Origin of the sequence: Burkholderia sp. SIMBA_051, from assembly GCF_046534915.1 — a bacterium.
GTDB classification, from domain to species: Bacteria; Pseudomonadota; Gammaproteobacteria; order Burkholderiales; family Burkholderiaceae; genus Burkholderia; species Burkholderia ambifaria.
The window spans coordinates 1-255 of the sequence record NZ_JAWRXS010000565.1; the positions used below are offsets into that span (position 1 = coordinate 1).

The window sequence follows — 255 nt, forward strand, 5'->3', positions numbered from 1 at the left end:
GGCGCGCAGCGTCGGCTGGCTGGGCGACGACGTGCACGGCAGCGGCCGCCGCTTCGACCTGGAAGTGCGCAAGGGCGCCGGCGCCTACATCTGCGGCGAGGAGACCTCGCTGCTGGAAAGCATCGAGGGCAAGCGCGGCGTGGTGCGCGCCAAGCCGCCGCTGCCGGCGATCTCGGGCCTGTTCGGCAAGCCCACGGTCATCAACAACGTGATCTCGCTGGCCACGGTGCCGATCATCCTGGCCAAGGGCGCGGC

At 71.8% G+C, this 255-nt stretch carries 1 pseudogene; it reads left to right on the forward strand.

Annotation, left to right across the window (positions count from 1 at the left end):
- Nucleotides 1–255: pseudogene (locus SB771_RS35735) on the forward strand (formate dehydrogenase); the annotation flags it as partial.